Annotated in this window: 14 protein-coding genes; 3 read left to right on the plus strand and 11 right to left on the minus strand. The window is 71.8% G+C overall.

What is annotated here, in order from left to right; translation table 11 throughout:
• Position 1: 1 nt before the first annotated feature.
• A complete protein-coding gene (gene dnaG, locus BMZ92_RS23790) occupies positions 2-1,879 on the minus strand; it encodes a DNA primase (RefSeq protein WP_091511558.1) in 1,878 nt (625 codons plus the stop codon).
• Between the two features lie 23 nt (positions 1,880-1,902).
• On the opposite strand from dnaG, the gene BMZ92_RS23795 reads away from it, so the two are divergent.
• Positions 1,903-2,838 (plus strand): sigma-70 family RNA polymerase sigma factor, encoded by a 936-nt coding sequence (locus tag BMZ92_RS23795; RefSeq protein ID WP_091511560.1) that lies wholly within the window; start codon positions 1,903-1,905, stop codon positions 2,836-2,838.
• Here BMZ92_RS23795 and BMZ92_RS23800 read toward each other — a convergent pair.
• Positions 2,792-3,367, minus strand: a complete 576-nt coding sequence (locus BMZ92_RS23800) for a carboxymuconolactone decarboxylase family protein (protein WP_091511562.1) — start codon at positions 3,365-3,367, stop codon at positions 2,792-2,794. The two genes, BMZ92_RS23795 and BMZ92_RS23800, sit on opposite strands and share 47 nt — an antisense overlap.
• Positions 3,368-3,411: 44 nt before the next feature.
• Here BMZ92_RS23800 and BMZ92_RS23805 point away from each other — a divergent pair, with 44 nt between their 5' ends.
• A complete protein-coding gene (locus BMZ92_RS23805) occupies positions 3,412-4,158 on the plus strand; it encodes an alpha/beta fold hydrolase (protein WP_218153540.1) in 747 nt (248 codons plus the stop codon).
• 224 nt (positions 4,159-4,382) lie between these two features.
• On the opposite strand, the gene BMZ92_RS23810 is transcribed toward BMZ92_RS23805, so the two are convergent.
• From BMZ92_RS23810 to BMZ92_RS23850, 9 genes are all read right to left on the minus strand, one after another.
• The gene (locus BMZ92_RS23810) at positions 4,383-6,164 is read right to left on the minus strand and encodes a glycosyltransferase family protein (protein WP_091511564.1); all 1,782 of its coding nucleotides are present in this window, start codon (positions 6,162-6,164) and stop codon (positions 4,383-4,385) included.
• 8 nt (positions 6,165-6,172) lie between these two features.
• Positions 6,173-7,282: a serpin family protein gene (locus BMZ92_RS23815; protein WP_091511567.1), complete on the minus strand. Its 1,110-nt coding sequence runs from the start codon at positions 7,280-7,282 to the stop codon at positions 6,173-6,175.
• Between the two features lie 21 nt (positions 7,283-7,303).
• Entirely contained in the window at positions 7,304-8,563 is a 1,260-nt protein-coding gene (locus tag BMZ92_RS23820; protein WP_091511569.1) for a deoxyguanosinetriphosphate triphosphohydrolase, read from the minus strand.
• 72 nt (positions 8,564-8,635) lie between these two features.
• Positions 8,636-9,268, minus strand: a complete 633-nt coding sequence (locus BMZ92_RS23825) for a YdcF family protein (RefSeq protein ID WP_091511571.1) — start codon at positions 9,266-9,268, stop codon at positions 8,636-8,638.
• A gap of 10 nt (positions 9,269-9,278) precedes the next feature.
• Positions 9,279-9,884 carry a response regulator transcription factor gene (locus tag BMZ92_RS23830; RefSeq protein WP_091511573.1) on the minus strand — a complete coding sequence of 202 codons (606 nt, stop codon included), beginning with the start codon at positions 9,882-9,884 and terminating at the stop codon, positions 9,279-9,281.
• The gene (locus tag BMZ92_RS23835) at positions 9,881-11,020 is read right to left on the minus strand and encodes a sensor histidine kinase (RefSeq protein ID WP_091511575.1); all 1,140 of its coding nucleotides are present in this window, start codon (positions 11,018-11,020) and stop codon (positions 9,881-9,883) included. The genes BMZ92_RS23830 and BMZ92_RS23835 overlap by 4 nt, the downstream gene beginning before the upstream one ends.
• Positions 11,020-11,748, minus strand: coding sequence for an ABC transporter permease (locus BMZ92_RS23840; protein WP_091511578.1), 729 nt, complete (start codon positions 11,746-11,748; stop codon positions 11,020-11,022). Before BMZ92_RS23840 ends, BMZ92_RS23835 begins: the two co-directional genes overlap by 1 nt.
• Positions 11,745-12,680, minus strand: coding sequence for an ABC transporter ATP-binding protein (locus BMZ92_RS23845; RefSeq protein WP_091511580.1), 936 nt, complete (start codon positions 12,678-12,680; stop codon positions 11,745-11,747). The genes BMZ92_RS23840 and BMZ92_RS23845 overlap by 4 nt, the downstream gene beginning before the upstream one ends.
• 80 nt (positions 12,681-12,760) lie before the next feature.
• The gene (locus tag BMZ92_RS23850) at positions 12,761-14,149 is read right to left on the minus strand and encodes a glycine--tRNA ligase (protein ID WP_091511583.1); all 1,389 of its coding nucleotides are present in this window, start codon (positions 14,147-14,149) and stop codon (positions 12,761-12,763) included.
• Positions 14,150-14,298: 149 nt separating this feature from the next.
• Here BMZ92_RS23850 and BMZ92_RS23855 point away from each other — a divergent pair, with 149 nt between their 5' ends.
• Positions 14,299-14,655, plus strand: coding sequence for an ArsR/SmtB family transcription factor (locus BMZ92_RS23855; protein WP_091511585.1), 357 nt, complete (start codon positions 14,299-14,301; stop codon positions 14,653-14,655).
• Positions 14,656-14,683: the final 28 nt, after the last annotated feature.

Raw genomic sequence — 14,683 nt, forward strand, 5'->3', positions numbered from 1 at the left:
CTCAGTCCATCCCGCCGATCGCCTGCTGGCGCAACGCTTTCCGGTACTCCTCCAGCGCCACGAGGTCCCCGAACAACGCCCGGTACTCCTCCTCGGCGTCCACAGGGGACAGTCGCTGCAGGCGCGACTTGATCTCCGCGATCTGCCTGCCGACCAGGTTCTCCTGCACGGCCGCGATCATGCTGCCGATGTAGCGCACATCGGCCTCGCTCTTGGCGTGCAACGGTTCCACGGCCAGCTCCGACAACAGCGTGCGCACCGTGCCGGGCGGCAGGTTCGCGCTCGCCGCGTCGAGCAGCGCCGGGCCGGCGAGCCCGCAGCTCGCGCCGCCCGCCTTCAGCACCGCCCGGTGCACCGCGACGTACGCCGGGTGCGTGAACGCCTCCTCGGGCAGCGCGTCGTACTCCGGCCCGGCCAGCGCGGGCTCCTGCAACGCCGCCTTCAGCACCTCGCGCTGGGCCATCAACCGCGGGTCCTTCGGCGACGGACGCTGGACGTCCTCCGGCGCGGGCGCTGACGCCTGCGCACGCCGCTCGGCCTTGACGGGAGCACCGGCCGCACCACGTACGCGCCGCACGACCATGTCCGCGTCCTGCCAGCCGACCCACCACGCGAGCTTGGTGGCGTACCCGTCCCGCTTCGCGCGGTCCTTGATCTGCGCGACCAGCGGCACGGTGCGCTGCAACGCGGCGACCTGCCCGTCGACCGAATCGAGGTCGTACTCGGCGAGCATGCTGCGGATCGCGAACTCGAACAGCGGGATCCGCCGCGCCACCAGGTCGCGCACCGCCGCGTCGCCCTTCGCCAGGCGCAGCTCACACGGGTCCATGCCGTCCGGCGCGACCGCGATGTACGTCTGGCCCGCGAACGTCTGGTCCCCCTCGAACGCCTTCAGCGCGGCCTTCTGCCCCGCCTCGTCGCCGTCGAAGGTGAAGATCACCTCGCCGCGGAACGCGTCGTCGTCCATCAGCAGGCGCCGCAGCACCTTCATGTGGTCCTCGCCGAACGCCGTGCCCGACGACGCCACCGCCGTCGGCACGCCCGCCGCGTGCATCGCCATCACGTCGGTGTAGCCCTCGACGACGACCACCTGGTGCCGTTTGGCGATCTCGCGCTTGGCCAGGTCGAGCCCGAACAGCACCTGCGACTTCTTGTAGATCGGGCTCTCGCTGGTGTTGAGGTACTTCGCCTGTATCGGGTCGTCGTCGAACAGCCGCCGCGCGCCGAAGCCCACGACGTCGCCGGAGAGGTCCTTGATCGGCCACACCAGCCGCCGGTGGAAGCGGTCGATCGGGCCCTGCCTGCCCTCGCGCACGAGCTGCGCCTTGAGCAGCTCCGACAGCTCGAAACCGCGGTTGAGCAGGAACTTCGTCAGCTTGTCCCAGCCGGACGGCGCGAACCCGCAGCCGAACCGCTGCGCCGCGGCCTCGTCGAAGCCGCGCTCCCGCAGGTACTGGCGCGCGAGCTCGGCCTCGGGCGTGCGCAGCTGCTCGGCGTAGAACTCCGCCGCCGCCTTGTGCGCCTCCACCATCCGGGTGCGCGTGCCGCGGTCGCGCTGGACGCTCGCGCCGCCACCCTCGTAGGTGAGCCGGAAGCCGACGCGGTCGGCCAGCCGCTCGACCGCCTCGACGAACGGGAGGTGGTCGATCTTCATCAGGAACTTGATGACGTCGCCGCCCTCACCGCAGCCGAAGCAGTGGAACGTGCCGTGCGTCGGGCGGACGTTGAACGACGGGGTCTTCTCGTCGTGGAACGGGCACAGCCCCTTGAGCGCGCCGCCGCCGGCGTTGCGCAGGGCCACGTAGTCACCCACGACCTCGTCGATCCGGTTGCGGTCGCGCACCTCCGCGATGTCGGATTCCCGGATTCGCCCTGCCACGGGTCGAGGATACTGTCTCTGTCATGGGGCTGGCCGAGGAGTTCACCGCGCACCGCGCCCACCTGGTCGCCGTCGCCTACCGGCTCACCGGATCGGTGGCGGACGCCGAGGACGCCGTGCAGGAGACCTGGCTGCGGCTCGCGGGCCTCGACGAGGAGAAGCGGGCCGCGATCCGGGACCTCAAGGGCTGGCTGACCACGGTCGTCGGCCGCCTCTGCCTCGACCGGCTGCGTTCGGCCGCGGTGCGGCGCGAGCGGTACGTGGGCCAGTGGCTGCCCGAGCCGATCGTCACCCCGTTGAGTGGCCGTGACCCCGAGGACCCGCTGGACGTCGCCGTCCGCGACGAGGGCGTGCGCATGGCGGCGATGGTCGTGCTGGACAAGCTGACACCGGAGCAGCGCGTCGCGTTCGTGCTGCACGACGCGTTCTCCGTGCCCTTCGACGAGATCGCCGGCATCCTCGGGGTCAGCCAGGACGCCGCGCGCCAGCACGCCTCGCGGGGGCGGCGTGCGCTGAAGGACGCCGAACCGCCCCCGCGGGCGAGCCTGGCCGAGCAGCAGCAGGTGCTCGACCGGTTCCTCAACGCCCTGTTCACGGGGAACGTGCGGGAGGTCGCCGAGATCCTGCACCCCGACGTGACCTTCATCGGCGACTCGGACGGCAAGGCCCGCACGGCCAAGCAGGTCATCGTCGGCGCGGACAAGCTCGTCCGCTTCTTCCGCGGCCTGGTCGAGATGTACTCGCTGGAGGCGTTCCGCGGCGGCCGTCCGGTGCTGGTCAACGGGGACCTCGGCGTCTACCTGCCGCCCGCCGAGGTCCCCGGGAAGCGACCGCTCGACGCGCACCTGCAGACGATGGTGATCCGCGACGGCCGGATCGTCACGATCTACGACGTGGCGAACCCGGACAAGCTCACGCGAGTCCCGGCAGCGGAACCCGGCACGCCTCCCCTGACGTGAAGCCCTGGTCGGTGATCTCCAGCGCGCTGTTCATCCGGCCACGCAGGTTCTCCACGGCCGCGAGGTAGGTCAGCTCCAGCACGCCCTTGCGGCCGAACTCGCGCTCCAGCTCGGCGACCTGCTCGTCGGTGACCGCGACGGGGGTGGCCGTCACGGCGTCGGCGTAGGCGATGGCGAGCCGCTCCTGCCTGCTGTACAGCGGGGAGGTCGCGTAGTCGTCGATGTGCTTGAGGCGCTCGATGTCCAGGCCCTCGTGCTTCTGCAGCATCGTGCCGAAGTCGACGCACCACGAGCAGCCGAGGCGCACCGCGACGCGGTAGCCCACGATCTCGCGGACGTTGGCGGGCAGTGTCCTGGCGGCCTTCTCCACGGCCAGCTCGTGCAGCGCACCCGCGGCCAGCAGTCCGGTGTGGTGCGCGATGACCGCGAAGGGTTCCGGCACCGCGCCGTAGCGGCGGCGGGCGATGCGGTAGATGAGCCGGGCGAACAGGTTGGCGTCCTTTGTAGACACCACGGGCATGCGTGACATGGTTCTCCTCCTTCTGCACTGGGGACGAGATAGCGTCGGAACCCGTGACAGGGACCTTTCCGGGACGCGACGGCACCGAACTCGCCTACCGCGAGCTGGGCGAGGGTCGTCCGGTGGTGCTCTTCCACGGCTACCTCTCCACCGCTCGGGTCAACTGGCTCGCCTACGGCCACGCGGCCCGGCTCGCCGAACGCGGGCGGCGCGTGATCCTGCCGGACCTGCGGGCGCACGGCGACAGCGCGAAGCCGCACGACCCGGCCGCGTACCCGCCGGACGTGCTCGCCGACGACGGGTTCGCGCTGCTGGAGCACCTGGGGCTGACCGACTACGACCTCGGCGGCTACTCCCTCGGCGCCCGCACGGTGCTGCGGATGCTGGTGCGCGGGGCGAAACCGGGGCGTGCGGTGGTGGCAGGCACCGGGTTGGAGGGTGTCGTCGAGCCCAGCGGCAGTGTCGAGCACTTCCGCCGCGTCCTGGACGGGCTGGGCACGTTCGACCGCGGCTCCGCCGAGTGGAAGGCCGAACGGTTCCTGCGCTCGACCGGCGGTGATCCGGTGGCGCTGCGGCACCTGCTCGACACCTTCGTCGGCACCCCGCCCGAGGAGCTGAGCCGGGTCGAGACGCCTGTGCTCGTGCTGGTCGGCGACCGGGACGACGGCCAGCGCGGCGCGGACCGGCTCGCGGCCCTGCTACCGCACGGCGAGTTCCGCGAGGTCCCGGGCGACCACATGAGCGCCGTCGCCGACCCCGCACTGGGAACGGCGATCGCCGATTACCTCACGACTTCGTGAGCGCCCGCACATCCCACAACCACACGCCGTCCACATAGCGCGCGCATGCAGCGCAGTAGCAGCTGCTCGACCCACCACCCCACCGAACGGCCATCGCCAACTACCTCACGACTCCGTGAGCGCCCGCACATCCCACAACCACACGCCGTCCACATAGCGCGCGCATGCAGCGCAGTAGCAGCTGCTCGACCCACCACCCCACCGAACGGCGATCGCCGATTACCTCACTTCGTGAGCGCCCGCACATCCCACAGCCACACGCCGTCCACGTAACGCGCGGGCGTGTTCAGCAGCTGCTCGACCGTGGTCTGCAGCGCCTGCTGGTTCGTGCCCGGCGCCAGGACCACCACGTCCACGTGCCAGTAGCGCAGGTCGGTCAGCGCCTCGGTGCGGTCGGTGTCCGTGATCTCCGGGACGTCACCCGTCTCCTGCACCTTGTACAACGTCGTCGCGGTGGGGCGGTCCGGGGCGCCGTAGCGGCCCCGCTTGTCGTCCGGCCCGTTCGGGCCCACGAAGTACCCACCCGCCAGCGGGAACCCGCTGTCCGCGCGGACCTGCCAGTGCAGCGCCCGCGCGTCCCCCGTGCCGGGCGGCGGCACGGTCAGCACCGAGCCGCCCGTCACGTACTGCCGCCATGTGCCGTCGGAGAAGAACGCCGGCGTCGGCGGCCGCGTGCTTGCCTGCAGCGGGGTCGGCGTGATCGGCAGCAGCACCGCCACGAGCACGCCGAGCCACAGCCAGCGCAGCGGCAGCTCCCGGTCCCGGAACGACGGCGCCGCGCGGAAGATCTTCTCGGTCGCGATCGCCAGCAGCGCGCCGACCGCGGGGATGCACCCCATCGCCAGCCGCGACTCCAGCAGCGAGTCGAACAGCGGCAGGTTCGCCAGCAGCTTCCACGGCCCCGGGATGCCGGTGTTGTCGTGGTCGACGACGATCTCCTGCCCCAGCGACAGCCACGCCATGACGAACATCGAGATCGCGATCGAGCGGGCGAGGACGTTGCGCCACAGCCACACCGTCAGCACCACCATGAACACGATGAGCGGCCAGCCGAAGAACGCGTTCTCCTCGGTGCGGTTCATCGACACGTCCGCCGCGGCCTCCGCCTGCCCCGCGATCGACTCGGTCGCGAAGCGGGTGAACGCCGCGGTGTCGTTGCCGACCGGGCCGTGTTCGAGCGTGCGGTAGCTCTGCGGGCCGAGGAACTGCCACCACAGCGGGAAGATCACCAGCGCCACCGACAGCACCGCGGCGACCGCGAGCCCGATGACCGTGGGCCGGACCATCGCGGCCGCCTCGCGCCGCCGCGACACGGCGTAGGCGATCGCGAAGACCACGAACGCCATCATCGTGATGAGCAGCGGCTCCTCGCCGAGGAAGATCTGGTACGCCAGCAGCAGGCCCAGGACGATCCCGTCCCGCACCGGCCGCGCGCCCTGCGCGAGGCGGATCAGCCGCAGCACGATGAACGGCAGCAGGAACAACACGACGAAGTTCGGGTGCGCGTTGCCGTGCGAGATCATCGGCGGCGCGAACCCGCAGAACACCCCGCCGATCGCCGCCGCGACCCGCGAGCTCACCAGGTGCCGCGAGAACACCCAGTACCAGGCGAACGACGTGCCGGCGAGGCCGCCGGTGAGCGCGATCGCCCACGTGACGGTCGGCCCGAACAGCAGCGTGATCGGCGACAGCGGGATGCTCAGCCCGAGCATCGCCGTGTTGGCCATCATGTTCACGCCGTCGGGGTAGTTCTGCAGCACCGACTCCAGCGGGTTCCGCAGATCCCACACCGAGTGGGCGGTGGTCGCGAAGAACCACTCCCACATGTTCTGGTCCTGCGCGCTGTTGTACAGGTAGCCACTGCCCAGGTTGACCCACAACCCGGCGTAGATGATGAACGCGGCGGCCAGGTAGCACAGCCCCGTGATGGTGTCGGCGCGGTTCCACCGCCGCCGTCCGGGCTCATCCACCTGCACCGCCCCGGGCGCCTCCAGCAACGCGGTCACTTTCTACCTCAGGGTTCGACAACGCGGGCGAAAAAGTAGACCACACCCGTCGCGGCGTGCCGCACGAGGAGCAGGAAAGGCCGGTCCACGACGACCTCGACCGGGTCGGCGGGCATGACCATGGACAGCGTGCGGACCATCACGGCGGTGGCCGCCGCGCCCTCCAGCCCCTGCTCGTCGAGCCGCAGCACGGCTTCGTGCAGCACGTCGTCGACGTAGAGGTCCGGGTGCGGCGACAGTGGCGTGAAGTCGGCGCCGGTGCTGAACATCGTGCGCACGCCGAGGTCCGCGAGGGCGGGCTTGAGCGCGGCGCGCGCCCGCAGGGAGAGCTTCGGCAGCGTGAGCCGGACCTGCCTGCGGCGAGGCGCGGCGAGCAGCCCCGCCAGCAGCTGAGCATCCACAGTGGACTCGGCGGCGGCGAGTTCCCCTTCCGGCAGCAGGATCGTGGCGCCGACCCCGCCTGCGCCCGGGAGGTCGACCACCTGCCAGCCGTCTCGCGCGGCGTAACCGAGCGACTCCGAAAGGTGCATCATCTGCACCCGGCGGACACCGGACGGGCTGTGGAAATCACCGTCCTCGGTGCCGCCGCGCTGGAACGGGTGCACCCACGCGACCTTGAGGTACAGCGCGTTGACCAGGCTGGCCACTGTGTCCCCCTTGACGGCACCGGGCGCGAGCAGCTCCGGGATCAGCTGGTGCGTCGTCTGGGCCACGTCGCCGTTGATCGCCCTGCGCACGGCCTCGGGGTCGACCACGAACGGCGCCGTGCGCACCCGACCGTTGGGCCAGGACGCGAGCTCGCCCACGAAGTCCTCGTTGAGCGGGAAGTCCTCCCCCGCCCACAGGGTGTTGGCTACTTCGAGCACGGGGGCCTCGCGCCGCCCGGGGTCGTCGAGGGTCGCGGCGCCACGCAGCAGCTCGGCCTGCTTGGCGATGTCCGCGTCGGACTCCGCGAGCAGCCGCACCAGCTCCTCGGACGCCGGCCCCCGCGTCGCCTGGCTCGCCAGGCCGAGCGCGCTGGCCACGGAGTAGGGCGAGAAGCAGGAATCGCCCTGCCCGGCCGCCGCCCGGTGCAGCGCGAGGCAGAAGCGCAGGTGGTCCAGTTCCGGGTTCGCCATCGCTCCGACGCTACCGGATTCTCAGTGCCGTCCGGTGTGCCAGGCGTGCCACGCGTGCGCCTGCGCGTCCGTGAGCGAGGCCACCTGGTCGACCACCACGCGCAGGCGCGCCGCGTCGTCCGGTGCCGCGTGCCACGCGGGGTGGAACACGCTGTCCAGCGACTCGGGCGCGCGGCGGAGGAGCAGCTCCACCAGCTCGGCGAGCATCTGGCGCTGCCCGTCCTGCATCGCCAGCCGCCGCGGGTCGCTCATCACGTACCGCAGCCCGAGCGCCTTGAGCAGCGCCACCTCGGCACGGACCTGCTCGGGCACCTCCAGATCCGCGGCGTAACGCGTCAGCGGCCCGTCGCCGTACCGGGCGCGGGTAGTGGTGACGGCCGCTGTCGCGAAGCGACCCACCAGCTCACTCGTGACGCGCTTCAGCGCGACGTGTGCGGCGAAGGACGAACCGGCGCCCTTCGCCAGCTCCGCGACCACCGGCAACGTCAACAGCTCGCGTGCCGCGCTCTCCAGCGCGGACACCGACAACGTCGAGAAGTGCTTCGCCGCCAGCTCCGCGACCGCCGACCGCTCCTCCGCGTCGGCGAGCACGGGTAACGAGATGCGGCCGGCGAGCACACCGTCCTCCACGTCGTGGACCGAGTACGCCACGTCATCGGCCCAGTCCATGATCTGCGCTTCCAGGCACTGCCTGCCCTCGGGCGCCCCCTCCCGCAGCCACGTGAAGACCTCGAGATCGTCCGCGTACACCCCGAACTTGGCCTGCCCCGCACGGCGCGGCCACGGGTACTTCGTCGCCGCGTCGAGGCACGCTCGCGTGAGGTTCAGCCCCGCGGGCTCCAGCTTCGGTTCCAGCCGCGTCAGGATCCGCAGCGTCTGCGCGTTGCCCTCGAACCCGCCACAGGGCTCGGCCACGGCGTCGAGCGCCTGCTCCCCGTTGTGCCCGAACGGCGGGTGCCCGATGTCGTGCGCCAGCCCCGCGGTGTCCACGAGGTCGGGGTCGGCGCCCAGCTCCTCGGCGATGCCGCGGCCGATCTGCGCGACCTCCAGCGAGTGCGTCAGCCGGGTGCGCGGCACCCCGCTGATCTCGGTGCCCTCCCCCGGCCCGACCACCTGCGTTTTGCCCGCCAGCCGCCGCAGCGCCGCCGAGTGCAGCACGCGGGCGCGGTCGCGGGCGAACTCGCTGCGCCCGTCCGGCCGCGCGCCCGGCAGCGCCGCGCTCTTGGGCGGTTCCGGGACGCGGCGTTCGCGGTCGTGTTCGGTGTACACGGCCCCCACCATAGGAGCAGGTACCGACAGGCCAGCCCCTCGCCCGACCACCACCCCCGATCGAGGCGCTCCGCGCCGCGGTGTTCAACCGAGTCCCGTCCCGCCGATGTCGTCGGCCGGGGTCTTGGTGATCAGGTAGAACAGCAGCGCGCCGGTCTCCCGGAAGATGTACATCGCCTGCGTCTGGCGCGTCTGCACGATCGGCCCGGTGTGGGTGGGCGAGGTCCACGACTCGATGCCGACGTCCTCGGCCATCGTCCGCGCCCGCAGCGAATGCCACGGGTCGCTCACCAGCACCGCCGTGCGCCAGCCGTGCCGCGCGACCTCCGTCGCGACCGCCCGCAGGCTGCCGAGCGTGTCGCGCCCCTCCCCCACGGGCAGCGTCGCCGACTCCGGCACCCCCTGCTCGACCAGCCACCGCGCCCCGGCGGAGGCCTCGGTGTACTCGTCACCGGCGCGGTTGCCGCCCGCGGTGATGATCGTGCTCGCGACCCCGGCCTCGTACAGCTGCTTCGCGTGCCGCAGCCGGGCCTGGAAGATCGGCGACGGCTTGCCGTTGTACTGCGCCGCCCCGAGCACGATGATCACGTCGGCGTGGGACCGGTCGTCGACGCGCGCGACCTGCCACACGCGGATCGCGGTCCCGCCGATCGCGAGCACCACGACCAGCGCGGTCCCGAAGAGGGCGCGCCGCACCCAGTTCGCCGCCGTGGTCATGCCCGCATTCTCACAGCCACCCGTTCTCCTCCGCGAGGCGGACCGCCTCCGCGCGCGTGCGGGCACCCGTCTTGCCGATCGCCGCCGACAGGTGGTTGCGCACCGTGCCTTCCGACAGGTGCAGTCGCTTCGCCACGTCCGCCACCGTGCCCCCGTCACGGGCGGCGAGCAGCACGTCGTGCTCCCGCGCGGTCAACGGGCTCGGGCCGGTCGCCAGTGACTCCGCCGCGAGCGCCGGATCCACCACCCGCAACCCCGCGGAAACCCGGCGCACCGCCTCGACGAGCTGCTCGGGCGGCGAGTCCTTCACGACGAAACCCGCCGCGCCCGCCGCCATCGCCCGCGCGAGGTAACCCGGCCTGCCGAACGTCGTGCACACGATGATCCGGCACGCCGGCACCGCCGCGTGCAGCTCGGCCGCGGCCGTCAGCCCGTCCTTGCCGGGCATCTGCACGTCCAGCAACGCCACGTCCGGCGCCGTCTCCTTCGCCGCCGGCACCACTTCCTCGCCCGAGCCGACCTGCGCCACCACCTCGATGTCGCTTTCCAGGCCCAGCACGGTCGCCAGCGCGCCCCGCACCATCGCCTGGTCGTCGGCGAGCAGCACCCGGATCACGACCCCACCTCCGCCCGCAGCACGAACCCACCGTCCACACCGGACTCCGTGTGCAGCGTCCCGCCCAGCTCGGCGAGCCGCTCGCTCAGCCCCCGCAAACCGTTGCCCCGCACGCCTTCCGGTGCCCCCACCCCGTCGTCGGCGATGTCCAGCCAGTTCCGCCCGAACCGCACCTTCACGTGCTTCGCCCCCGAATGCCGCACCACGTTCGTCACCGCCTCCCGCAGCACGTACCCGAAGGCCTGCTGCAGGTCCGGCCGCACGTTGTCCACCGCGTGCGGCAGGTCCGCCTCGATCTCCGCCGCCCGCAACGCCGCGCGCGCCCCCACCAGCTCCGCCGACAGCGACACCTCGCGGTACTCCGACACCGTCGCCCGCACGTCGGCCAGCGCGCTGCGGGACAGCCCCTCCACCTCGCCGATCTCCGCGGCCGCGCGCTCGGGCTGCCCGCTTTCCAGCATCCGCCGCGCGAGCCCGGCCTTGACCGTGATCGTGGTGAGGCTGTGGCCGAGGATGTCGTGCAGGTCGCGGGCCAGCCGCTCCCGCTCGGCGGTGACCGCCAGCGTGGCGATCTCGGCCTGCGCCGCACGCAGCCGCCGGACCGTGCGCAGCAGGCGGCCGACGAAGAACATCGACGCGGTGATGCCCAGCAGGGCCCACACGTCGCTGAACGAGCCGTGTTCCCCCACCCGCTGCCACACCATGATCGCCAGCGCCGCGAGCGTGCCGCCGTTGAGCACCAGCACCCAGCCGGGCGCGAGGCCGAACGCGATCACGGCCATCGCGTAGAGCAGCAGGTACACCTGGCTGTCCGGGAGCAGCACCACGATGACCCAGCCCAGCGCCAGCATGGCGACGCAGAAGGCCACCTTCCGCCGCTGCGGGACCGGGGCGAACACCACCAGCTGGAACGCCAGGTACCCGGCGCAGTAGAGCGCGACGGCGACCAGCCCGGCCACCGCCGACGCGACCGGCGTGCCCGGCGCGAACGCCCACCGCAGCGCAGGGCTGACGACCGGGATCAGGAACACGGTGCCGACCACCACCCAGCGGGCGGTGAACCGCCACAGCCGGGCGGGGGTGGACGGGGTGTCCTCCCGCCACCAGCCGTCCCGGTCCACCCCGTTCCCCCTCATCACACCCGTGCCGAATCCCTACGGTAACGCCGCACCACGGCGATCCCGAGCACGACCGTCCAGATGCCCAGCACCAGCAAGTCCTGCCCGAGGCCCGTGCTGAGGGTGGGCGTCACCGCGCCCCGCCCGATCTGGCCCATCCAGTAGCTCGGCAGCACGTGCGCGACGTTCAGCAGCCAGTGCGGCATCGCGTCGACCGGGATGAAGATCCCGCCGAGCAGCGCCATCGGCAGCATCACCAGCTGCGTCATCGGCTGGACCGAGTCGCCGGACCCGAGCTGCCCGATCAGCAGCCCGATCAGGGTGAACGGGATCGCGGCGAGCCACACCCCCAGCGTGGCCCGCAGCCAGCCGGAGGCGTCGAGCGAGACGCCCTCACCCAGCGCGGCGACCAGCGGCACGAGCACCGCGGGCGCCAGCGCGAGCGTCATCCCGGTGGCGGCCTTCGCGGTCAGGTAGCCGGCACCCGACAGCGGCGTCAGCCGCAGCTGCCGCTGCCAGCCCGAAGCACGCTCCAGCGCGACGCGCGTGCCGGTGAACAGGGCGGCGGCCATCGCGCCGAAGGAGGTCATGCTGACCATCAGCACCGCCTTCGCGTCGGGCTGGCCCGAGGCGAAGATCCCCACGTACAACAGGTAGAGCACCACCGGGAAGCCCACGGTGAACAGCAGGAACCGGGGCGAACGCGTGGTGCGCCGGATCTCCAGCAGCAGGAACTTGAGGCTCATTTCTCCTCCTCGTCGGAAGTGAGCGACAGGAACGCGCCTTCCAGGCCGATCGCGGCGATCTCGATGTCCCGCGCGTCGGGGAAGGCGGTCAGCAGCGCCCGCAGGGTCGCGTCGGAATCGTTGCTGGACAAGGCGATCTGCTCGCCGCGCAGCTGGTACTCGGTGACGCCGGGCAGGTTCGCGAGCGTCGTCGCGGTGGCACCGGGCGCGACGGCCCGCAGCGTGCGGCCACCGGCGAGCGCACGCACCTGCGCGACCGAACCGTCCGCCACGATCCGCCCGCTGCGCATCAGCACCACGCGGTCGGCGAACTCCTCGGCCTCCTCCAGGTAGTGCGTCGCGAACACCACGGTGCGGCCGGAGTCGGTGAAGGCCTGCATCGAGCGCCAGAACTCGCGGCGGCTGCTCACGTCCATCGCCGCGGTCGGTTCGTCGAGCAGCAGCAGGTCCGGATCGGACACGAGCGCGACGGCGAAGCGCACGCGCTGCTTCTGCCCGCCGGAAAGCCGGTTGCCGCGCTGGTTCTTCAGGTCGTCGACCCCGGCGCGGGCGAGCGCCTCCCCGACCGGCATGGGCTTGCGGTGCAGCGAGGCGACCATGGCGACCATCTCACCGACAGTCGCGTCGGCGAGCAGGGCGCCGCCCTGCAGCATCGCGCCGATCACCCCGTCCCGCACGGCTTCCCCCGGTGCGGCACCGAACACCGACACCGTGCCGGAGTCCGGAGTGGACAGTCCGAGGATCATGTCCACGGTGGTGGACTTGCCCGCGCCGTTCGGGCCGAGCAACGCGACGACCTCGCCGGGCGCGATCGTGAGGTCGATGCCGTCGACCGCGCGCACCTCGCCGTAGGACTTGCGCAGGCCGGACAGCCGCACCGCGGCCCCGGCCGTGACCGCCGCTTCGCGCGGCGGCGAGCTGGTTTCGTTCATGTCCCCGACTCTGCCGCCGGGGACGCCTGTGCGGGCAGGCCGCTCGTCACGACCTGCCCGTGACAGGTGTCAGGGGTGCGTCAGCAGCCCAGCAGGCGCGCGGCCAGGTAGCCCTCGACCTGGTCCAGCGCCACGCGCTCCTGCGTCATCGAGTCGCGCTCGCGGACGGTGACGGCCTGGTCCTCGAGCGAGTCGAAGTCGACGGTGATGCAGAACGGCGTGCCGATCTCGTCCTGGCGGCGGTACCGGCGGCCGATCGCGCCCGCGTCGTCGAACTCGACGTTCCAGTTCTTGCGGAGCTGCGCGGCGAGGTCCTTGGCCTTCGGGGTGAGGTCCGCGTTGCGGGACAGCGGCAGCACCGCGGCCTTCACCGGGGCGAGCCTGCGGTCGAGGCGCAGCACCGTGCGCTTGTCCACCCCGCCCTTGGCGTTGGGCGCCTCGTCCTCGGCGTAGGCGTCGAGGAGGAAGGCCATCATCGGGCGGCCGACACCGGCGGCAGGCTCGATGACGAACGGCCGGTACCGCGCGCCGGTGGCCTGGTCGAAGAACGACAGGTCCACGCCGGAGTGGTTCGAGTGCGTGGTGAGGTCGAAGTCGGTGCGGTTCGCGATGCCCTCGAGCTCACCCCACTCCTGGCCGGAGGAGAACTGGAAGCGGTACTCGATGTCGACGGTCCGCTTCGAGTAGTGGGACAGCTTCTCCTTCGGGTGCTCGTAGTGGCGCAGGTTCTCGGACTTGATGCCGAGGTCGGTGTACCACTGCGTGCGCAGGTCGATCCAGTACTGGTGCCAGCGCTCGTCCTCGCCGGGCTCGACGAAGAACTCCATCTCCATCTGCTCGAACTCGCGGGTGCGGAAGATGAAGTTGCCCGGCGTGATCTCGTTGCGGAAGGACTTGCCGATCTGGCCGATGCCGAACGGCGGCTTCCTGCGCGAGGTCGTCTGGACGTTGAGGAAGTTGACGAAGATGCCCTGCGCGGTCTCCGGGCGGAGGTAGTGCAGGCCTTCCTCGCTCTCGACGGGGCCGAGGTAGGTCTTGAGCAGCCCGTTGAAGCTGCGGGGCTCGGTGTACTGGCCGCGGGTGCCGCAGTTGGGGCAGGGCACCTCGGACAGGTCGCCCTCGGCGAGCTCCTTGCCGGTGCGCTCGGTGAACTCCTCCTGCAGGTGGTCGGCGCGGAACCGGCGGTGGCAGGACAGGCACTCGACCAGCGGGTCGACGAACGCCTCGACGTGGCCGGAGGCCTCCCACACCTTGCGGGGCAGGATGACGGCCGAGTCGAGGCCGACGACGTCCTCGCGGCTCTGCACCATGGTCTTCCACCACTGGCGCTTGATGTTCTCCTTGAGCTCCACGCCGAGCGGTCCGTAGTCCCACGCCGACCGGGTACCGCCGTAGATCTCCCCGCTCGGGAAGACGAAGCCACGGCGCTTGCACAAGCTGACGACGGTCTCAATCGTGTTGGCGGGCACTTTCCACGCTCTCCAGGGCCTGCGGGACGGTTTCGTCCAGGGTATCCGGCCGGTCCGCGTGGGCGGCGGGGGGCTTGACAGACCGGCCGGGACCGGGATAGCGCCCACTAGGATGGAAGGACACCCCCCACGACAGGCTGGAGATCGACATGACGGCGGCGAGTCCCCTGCCCGGCGAGGTGCACTCCGAAGGGCCGGTCAAGCCGTCCACGCCGGTCCAGTCCCCGGCGACGCTGGCCGGGGCGGGGGAGCTGCTGCGTGCGCTGGCGGCGCCGGTGCGCATCGCGATCGTGCTGCAGCTGCGGGACGCCGACCGGTGCGTGCACGAGCTGGTGGACGCGCTCGACGTGGCGCAACCGTTGATCAGCCAGCACCTGCGGGTGCTCAAGGCGGCGGGGGTCGTGCACGGGGAGCGGCGGGGCCGCGAGGTCGTGTACCGGCTCGTGGACGATCATCTGGCCCACATCGTGGTGGATGCGGTGGCCCACGTGCAGGAGGGTTCATGAGCGAGGTTGTCCGGGTCGCGGTGGCCGG

It is taken from the genome of Amycolatopsis sacchari, assembly GCF_900114035.1.
GTDB lineage: Bacteria > Actinomycetota > Actinomycetes > Mycobacteriales > Pseudonocardiaceae > Amycolatopsis_E > Amycolatopsis_E sacchari.

Excerpts from the sequence above, each read along its gene's own strand:
- BMZ92_RS23820 (WP_091511569.1), bottom strand. The coding sequence starts at position 8,563 with ATGGTGGGGGCCGTGTACACCGAACACGACCGCGAACGCCGCGTCCCG.
- BMZ92_RS23825 (WP_091511571.1), bottom strand. The coding sequence starts at position 9,268 with ATGACCACGGCGGCGAACTGGGTGCGGCGCGCCCTCTTCGGGACCGCG.
- BMZ92_RS23800 (WP_091511562.1), bottom strand. The coding sequence starts at position 3,367 with ATGTCACGCATGCCCGTGGTGTCTACAAAGGACGCCAACCTGTTCGCC.
- BMZ92_RS23795 (WP_091511560.1), top strand. The coding sequence starts at position 1,903 with ATGGGGCTGGCCGAGGAGTTCACCGCGCACCGCGCCCACCTGGTCGCC.
- BMZ92_RS23840 (WP_091511578.1), bottom strand. The coding sequence starts at position 11,748 with ATGAGCCTCAAGTTCCTGCTGCTGGAGATCCGGCGCACCACGCGTTCG.
- BMZ92_RS23815 (WP_091511567.1), bottom strand. The coding sequence starts at position 7,282 with ATGGCGAACCCGGAACTGGACCACCTGCGCTTCTGCCTCGCGCTGCAC.
- BMZ92_RS23855 (WP_091511585.1), top strand. The coding sequence starts at position 14,299 with ATGACGGCGGCGAGTCCCCTGCCCGGCGAGGTGCACTCCGAAGGGCCG.
- BMZ92_RS23845 (WP_091511580.1), bottom strand. The coding sequence starts at position 12,680 with ATGAACGAAACCAGCTCGCCGCCGCGCGAAGCGGCGGTCACGGCCGGG.
- BMZ92_RS23835 (WP_091511575.1), bottom strand. The coding sequence starts at position 11,020 with ATGAGGGGGAACGGGGTGGACCGGGACGGCTGGTGGCGGGAGGACACC.